Below are 7,586 nucleotides of genomic sequence, written 5' to 3' on the forward strand. Positions count from 1 at the left end.
CAGTCTCCATCTTTTTGATAAGTGGCAAAAACCAACCTCAAGATGATGCCAAAGCCATTGTTGAAAAAGGGAAATTTACCGCTATTGTGGACCCTTTTGGTTCCGGTAAAACTACCCCACTGAATATTATTGGCGGACTGGATGATGCCAGTGATGGATCGGTTATGGTAAACGAAAGAGATATCTCGAAACTAAAAAAGGGCAAACTTATCACTTTCAGGCTTAGCCATATCGGTTTTATTTTCCAGGCCTATAGCCTGATCCCCGTGTTCTCTACCAAAGAGAATATTGAGTTCATTATGCTGTTGCAAAACTGGTCCGCGAACAACCGGGAAAACCGAACGCAAGAAATACTGGAAGCTGTTGGCCTAAAAGATAAATCTGGCTCAAAGCCATCACAACTTTCTGGAGGGCAGCAACAGCGGGTTTTGGTGGCGAGATCTTTGGCTTCAAAACCACGTTTTGTGCTCACCGATGAGCCCACGGCAAATCTTGATTCCAAATCAGCTGAAAACTTATTGGATATTATGCTCAAATTAAATGAGGAGGAGCAAATTACTTTTATTTTTTCAACGCACGTCCCTAGGGTCATAAAAAGGGAGAGATGGGTAATTATTGAAGATTGCAAAGTAGTACCAGATATACAACAAAATATGGGCTAAACATATCTTAAACTGGAAATGAAGGTGTGCCTAGTATATAATAATAGTAATAAATAACAACAAAACAATGGCTCAAACTGAAGAAAAGAAATGGGTGCAATGGCAAAATACCAGCTGGCAGGTTACCTTGGGGAGGCAAAGGGTAAATTGGGGCGTGGACAGGATATGGAACCCCAACGACATTTTTAATGCCTACTCGTTCATTGATTTTGATTATGAGGAACGGCCAGGAAGCGATGCCTTGCGGGTACAGTATTTTAAGGATATGGATTATACCTTGGACCTGACGGTAAAAATTACCGATGACCCAAATGAGTTAATTGCGGCGGCACTGTACAAATTCAACAAGTGGAATTACGATATACAAGTCCTTGGCGGTGTTTACAAACGCGATATTGTGATAGGTACGGGATGGGCGGGAAATATTGAAAAAGCAGGGTTCAAAACGGAAATTTCTTATTTTAGAAATTACCAAAACTTTTCCGAAGATTCAGGGACATTTATTTCTTCGGTCTCGATGGACTATGCTTTTCAAAATTCGCTGTACCTTTATGGAGCTTATTTTTATAATTCATCCGGGAAAAGCAAAAATGCTATTGGGGATTTGGTAGAAACAGACATAAGTGTAAAAAACCTATCGCCGTTTACCCATAATTTTTTTACCCAGTTATCCTATGAATTCAGTGCCATAACAAATGTAGCGATGAACCTATTGTACTCCCCCACCGATCATGCAATTTTTATAAATCCAACCCTAAATATACTCATGGGGAAACAGTTTGACCTATCTATTATTTCACAAAGCTTATTTGGAAATACAAATAATTATGAGTTGTTATTCAATACCATTTATACCCGCATAAAATGGAATTTTTAAAAGTAAAGTGCAATGGAATTAAAGAATCATAAAAAATTGAAAACCCGAATCGGTCATGGCAAGGCCGCTTACAAAACCAATACTGGTAAAAGCTATCCGCTGGGTGCGACGGTATATCCCAATGGAGTGAATTTCAGTATTTTTTCAAAAAACAGTGAAAAAGTTGAGTTATGCCTTTTCCACGATGTGGACGATGCCACCCCTTTTCAGGTCATTCCTTTGGATGCAACAAAAAACAAATCCTTTTACTATTGGCATGTTTTCGTAAAAGATTTAAAGCCAGATGCACTCTACGGCTACAAGATTTACGGGGAATATAACCCTTCAAAGGGGCATCGTTTTGATGGTACCAAATTGCTACTTGACCCTTATGCCCGGGCTGTGGTGAAAGGGGAGAATTACAGCAGAACAGCAGCAACCCTTCCGGGGGACAACACCCCTTATGCCATGAAAGGCGTGGTCATTGACCCCTACACCTACGATTGGGAAGGGGATGAACCCCTAAATCATCCGTATGCCAAATCGATTATTTATGAATTGCACGTAAAAGGTTTCACCCAACACCCCAATTCTGGAATCGAGGAAGACATGCGGGGCACTTATACCGGCTTGGTCGAAAAAATTCCCTATTTAAAAGATTTGGGCATCACCACGGTTGAACTGATGCCGGTATTTCAGTTCGATGAAACTGAGGCACATTCTCCCCTGTTGAAAAATTATTGGGGTTACAGCCCTCTCGCATTTTTCTCCCCGCATAGCAGCTATTGTTACTGTAATGAACCCGAGGTGATTGCGGATGAGTTCAGGGACATGGTCAAGGCATTTCATAAAGCCGGTATCGAGGTCATTTTGGATGTTGTGTTTAACCATACCAGCGAAGGGGACCATACGGGACCGGTTTTCTCATTCAAGGGACTGGAAAACACCTTCTACTATATCCTTGCCGACAACCCAGAATATTTTGCCGATTTCAGCGGATGTGGAAATACGCTCAATACCAATCAATATATCGTTAGGAGATTGATTATAGATGCTTTAAAAAGATGGGTGACAGAGATGCATGTCGATGGTTTCCGCTTTGACTTGGCATCGGTCATGTCTAGGGATGAACATGGCAACCCGATGGACAATCCACCCATTCTTTGGGAAATTGAATCCCATCCCGTGTTATCACGGACCAAAATCATTGCAGAAGCATGGGATACCGGAGGCTTGTACCAAGTGGGGTCGTTCATCGGTGATAAATGGGCAGAATGGAATGGAATATATCGGGATGATGTCCGGAAGTTTTTACGGGGCGATAATGGGATGGTGGAACCATTCGCATCCAGCATAGCCGGGAGCTTGGAATTATATAAAAAACCTTTCAGGGACCCCAACCGGAGCATCAATTTCATAACTTGTCATGACGGCTTCACGCTTAATGACCTGGTTTCCTATAACAACAAACATAACAAGGCCAATGGGGAAGGAAACCAAGATGGTTCGAACGAAAATTTCAGCAGTAATTACGGCGTTGAAGGCCACACCGACAATCCGGACATAGAAGCAACCAGGCTGCGGCAAATCAAGAATTTTTTCACCATTCTGCTGCTGTCTCAGGGCACTCCTATGATTTCGATGGGCGATGAGGTAAGGCGCACACAACATGGAAACAACAATACCTATTGCCAGGACAATGAAATCAGTTGGTTTGACTGGGGCAAAGTGGAAGGGAACCGCCCATTGTTCGAGTTTGTAAAAAATCTCATTCAATTCAGGAAAGACCACCCCATCTTCCAATTGGAAAAATATTGGGCCATTCCTAATTCGGGAGAGCCAAATATATTGTGGCATGGCATCAAAATGAACCAGCCTGACTGGAGTTACCACTCCCACAGTATTGCTTATACCTTACAGGACAAAGTAAGCGACTGTTTGTTCCACTTTATGGTAAATGCCTATTGGGAACCTTTACAATTTGAGTTGCCGGAAAACAGGATAGGGAAAAATTGGTATTGCATTACAGACACGTACCTATCCCCCCCCGATGACTTTCGGACAAATGGACCACCACTGGCTCATGCTGATTTCTATGATCTTAAGCCAAGGTCGGTTGTAGTTTTAAAGGAAGGAAACTCAAAAAATAAAACTTGAAAAGTATCTAATCAAAAATCATTATAAAAGATGTTAACAATACCTTTGCTCAGAAAAATATAACTCAAAAGTTATATCAACCACAAACTCCAATAATTTGGATAGGAGCTGAAGAAACCCTAAAAAACAAATATTAATCATAACAATTAAAAATAGAAAATTATGGAAAATCACAAAGACAAAAAAAACAAAAAAATGGACCACTCGAAAATGGACCACGATAAGGAAGACCATTCCAAGATGGATCATTCTAAAATGGACCACGAAAAAGAAGACCACTCAAAAATGAACCACGACAAAGAAGACCATTCCAAAATGGATCATGGAAGTGGAGGTCATTCAGGCCATGACGGCAATGCACCCATGGGAATGGCAGGACACGACCACCATAAAATGATGGTAGCCGATTTCAGGAAGCGATTCTGGGTATCAACGATCATTACCATTCCAATCCTGTTTTTTTCGCCAATGATCCAGAAGTTTTTTAGCTATACATTTTTATTGCCTGGTAATCAGTATATTCTATTTGCTCTATCATCTTTTGTGTATTTTTGGGGAGGCTGGCCCTTCTTAAAAGGATTTTACAACGAAATAAAATCAAAGGGCCCAGGAATGATGACACTCATCTCAATGGCCATCAGCGTTGCCTATTTTTACAGTACGGCAACCGTATTTGGCTTGAAAGGCGAAGATTTCTTTTGGGAATTGAGTACGCTTATTGTCATTATGCTACTGGGGCATTGGCTGGAAATGAAATCGGTTTTGGGTGCATCCAAAGCCTTACAATTGTTGGTAAGCATGCTCCCTTCAGAAGCTCACAAAGTTGTAGGAGACGCCATTGAAGACGTGAAACTGGATGACCTTATAAAAGATGATATAATCTTGATTAAACCAGGGGAAAAAGTACCGGCAGATGGTATTATTACCGAGGGCACCAGTTATCTTAACGAATCTATGCTGACAGGAGAATCAAAACCAGTAAAAAAAGAATTGGATGATACAGTCATTGGAGGTTCCATTAATGGAAACAGCACCTTAAGGGTCAGGGTTAAGCATACCGGTAAAGACAGCTATCTCAGCAAAGTCATTAAAATGGTCGATGAGGCACAACGCACCAAATCAAAAATGCAAAACCTATCGGACAGGGCTGCCAAATGGCTGACCTATATTGCTTTGGCCATTGGTTTTGGGACCTTGGCAGTTTGGCTCATTCTAGGGTTTCCATTTGTATATGCATTGGAAAGAATGGTTACGGTTATGGTCATTGCTTGTCCTCATGCTTTAGGCTTGGCCATTCCTTTAGTGGTAGCTATTTCAACAGCAGTTTCTGCTCAAAATGGATTGCTCATTCGCAACCGGACCGCTTTTGAGGAATCCCGAAAAATTTCGGCCTTATTATTCGATAAGACTGGAACCCTTACTAAAGGAGACTTTGGTGTTACCCGGATTGAATCTGTAAATAAAAAATTCCAATCTGAAGAAATATTAAGGCTTGCAAGTGCATTGGAACAAAGTTCAGAACATCCTATTGCCGTTGGGATCATTAAAAAAGTGAAGGCAGATAATGTGGCCATACCAAAACCTGAAAAATTCAATGCCATTACCGGTAAAGGCGTAGAAGCTGATGTAGAAGGCAAAAAAGTAAAAGTGGTAAGCCCCGGATATTTAAGGGATGAGAAGATAACCATTCCTGAAGATGCTTACAGCGATGCTGCCGAAACGGTCGTGTTTGTTTTAATTGACGGGAAATTAGCAGGTTATATTGCCCTTTCGGATGAAATCAGACCGGAATCCGCAGAAGCCATAAAAACCTTTAAAAAGAATAATATTAAAGTATATATGGCTACCGGAGATAATGAAAAAACCGCCAAAGCCGTAAGTGACAAACTTGGATTGGATGGGTATTATTCTGAAGTATTGCCACATCAAAAAGTAGAAATCGTAAAAGAATTACAAGGCAAAGGCGAATTTGTTGCCATGACAGGCGATGGTGTTAACGATGCCCCTGCATTGGCACAGGCCAATGTTGGTATTGCCGTAGGTTCGGGTTCCGATATTGCCGCCGAAACAGCCGATATTATTTTGGTAAACAGCAATCCTAAAGACATTGCTAATTTAATATTATTTGGTAAGGCTACTTATGGTAAAATGATACAAAACCTAATTTGGGCTACCGGTTATAATATTGTTGCCATTCCGTTGGCCGCAGGTGTATTCTACGCCTCAGGATTTGTTTTAGGGCCAGCTGTTGCTGCCGTATTTATGAGTTTAAGTACTATTATTGTTGCCATAAATGCTCAATTATTGAAACGGAAAATCGGCAAAAAATAATGATGGGAAATGAAAAACTTAACAGGATTTTATTGGTCCTGTTAAGTTTGTTTATTGTCATGTTGGGTTATGGTATTTTATTGCCCATACTGCCCTACTATACCGAAAGATTAGCATTAAAAGACAATCTGGATTCTGGTTTAATAAACTTCCATATAGGATTACTGACAAGTATTTATCCTTTATTTCAGCTTCTTTTTGTGATATTTTGGGGCAAACTATCAGATAGGTATGGCCGTAAACCCATCATCATTATCGGATTGATTGGTTTTATTATAATGCAGGTACTCACAGGGCTTGCAACAAGTATAGCAATGCTGTATGTGGCCCGTATTATTGGGGGCATCTTAACATCATCCATAATTCCTGTAAGCAATGCTTATTTAAGTGATATTACTTCTGAAACACAGCGAACAAAAATCATGGCCTGGTCTGGAGTGGCCTATAGTTCCGGGGTTATTTTTGGCCCTGTCATAGGAGGATTCCTTTCTCAAACACCCTTACATTTAGAGTGTTCAATTGGCATACTGCATTTAGATCGATTTTCAGTGCCATTCCTTTTTGCTGCGATGCTTGGATTGGTAGTCCTAATCATTATATCAAAATGGCTAAAAAATACTGTACGCACCCATAAGTTTACTGCCAAAAAAATAAGTTTACGTTTTTCATTTAGCAAATATTTCATTGTGCTGTTATTACTCTCTTTTGTAATGCAATTTGTAGTTACTTTATTTGAAACCGTATTTTCAATTTATGGTAAAGATGAATTAAGCTTTAACAGTAAGCAAGTAGGTCTTGGCTTTATGCTTTGTGGTTCGGTTATGGCAATTTTGCAACCTGTATTTGCTACTTATGGAGAAAAAATCATGTCTTCAAAACAGCAAATAGCTTTAGGCCTAATAATAACCGGAGGTTCGCTTATTGCCTTTCCTTTTTTCAATAATGAATTATATGTTTATGCCATCATCGTTATTTTCGCTATTGGCGGCGCTTTGGTGACCCCTAATTTACTTTCGGCGGTTTCCTTGATTTCAAAGGAGCACACAGGCAGAAACATTTCCATACAAAGTTCAACCTATAGTATTGGTCAGATTTTAGGACCAATTTTAGGGGTTTGGTTAATTTCGGGAGGGTTTTATTATCCTTTTGTTATTGCCGGTATAATTGTTTTGGTTACCATGGGCTTGGTTTTGCCATCACTGAAATTAAATTATAAAACTTGATTTCATGGAAGATAAATAGAATATTTTAATCAAAAAAATCATTATTGTCCGACAAAAGAACCAAGACCGCTGCGCTGCTAGAACATAGAATAAAGACTTGACTGTAACTAACTGATAAGCAACGGTTTTTAAAAATAATAGGCTTTAAAAATAAAATTTTGATCCCTATAATTATTGGGATATAAAAAGCAAGGGCAATAAGTTTTATAAGCCCTGAAAAACCCTATGTCCATAATGGGTTTCATTAAATGAACTATTTTTAATCGGACAACAATGAAAAAAAATAAAGAAGATAATTACTAATAATTCAAAAGCCAACCATTCAAAAGCTTCGCTATGAACCATAAGTCAACACCG

At 39.7% G+C, this 7,586-nt stretch carries 5 protein-coding genes; all 5 read left to right on the forward strand.

Annotated features, from left to right (window positions below; genetic code table 11):
* Positions 1-662, forward strand: a 662-nt coding sequence (locus tag AAC073_RS24785) for an ABC transporter ATP-binding protein (RefSeq protein ID WP_339926476.1), incomplete at its 5' end; no start/stop codon positions are given.
* A 67-nt stretch (positions 663-729) separates the two neighbouring features.
* Entirely contained in the window at positions 730-1,539 is an 810-nt protein-coding gene (locus AAC073_RS24790) for a hypothetical protein (protein WP_339926477.1), read from the forward strand.
* Positions 1,540-1,551: 12 nt separating this feature from the next.
* Positions 1,552-3,675, forward strand: a complete 2,124-nt coding sequence (glgX, locus tag AAC073_RS24795) for a glycogen debranching protein GlgX (protein ID WP_339926478.1) — start codon at positions 1,552-1,554, stop codon at positions 3,673-3,675.
* Positions 3,676-3,915: 240 nt separating this feature from the next.
* Positions 3,916-6,006 (forward strand): copper-translocating P-type ATPase, encoded by a 2,091-nt coding sequence (locus AAC073_RS24800; protein WP_339926480.1) that lies wholly within the window; start codon positions 3,916-3,918, stop codon positions 6,004-6,006.
* Positions 6,006-7,229 carry an MFS transporter gene (locus tag AAC073_RS24805; RefSeq protein WP_339926479.1) on the forward strand — a complete coding sequence of 408 codons (1,224 nt, stop codon included), beginning with the start codon at positions 6,006-6,008 and terminating at the stop codon, positions 7,227-7,229. Before AAC073_RS24800 ends, AAC073_RS24805 begins: the two co-directional genes overlap by 1 nt.
* Positions 7,230-7,586: the final 357 nt, after the last annotated feature.

This window comes from uncultured Cyclobacterium sp. (genome assembly GCF_963977555.1).
Taxonomy (GTDB): domain Bacteria; phylum Bacteroidota; class Bacteroidia; order Cytophagales; family Cyclobacteriaceae; genus Cyclobacterium.

What these genes read in the sequence shown, in the direction of transcription:
- AAC073_RS24790 (WP_339926477.1), top strand. Translation starts at nt 730, where the DNA reads ATGGCTCAAACTGAAGAAAAGAAATGGGTGCAATGGCAAAATACCAGC.
- glgX (WP_339926478.1), top strand. Translation starts at nt 1,552, where the DNA reads ATGGAATTAAAGAATCATAAAAAATTGAAAACCCGAATCGGTCATGGC.
- AAC073_RS24800 (WP_339926480.1), top strand. Translation starts at nt 3,916, where the DNA reads ATGGATCATTCTAAAATGGACCACGAAAAAGAAGACCACTCAAAAATG.
- AAC073_RS24805 (WP_339926479.1), top strand. Translation starts at nt 6,006, where the DNA reads ATGATGGGAAATGAAAAACTTAACAGGATTTTATTGGTCCTGTTAAGT.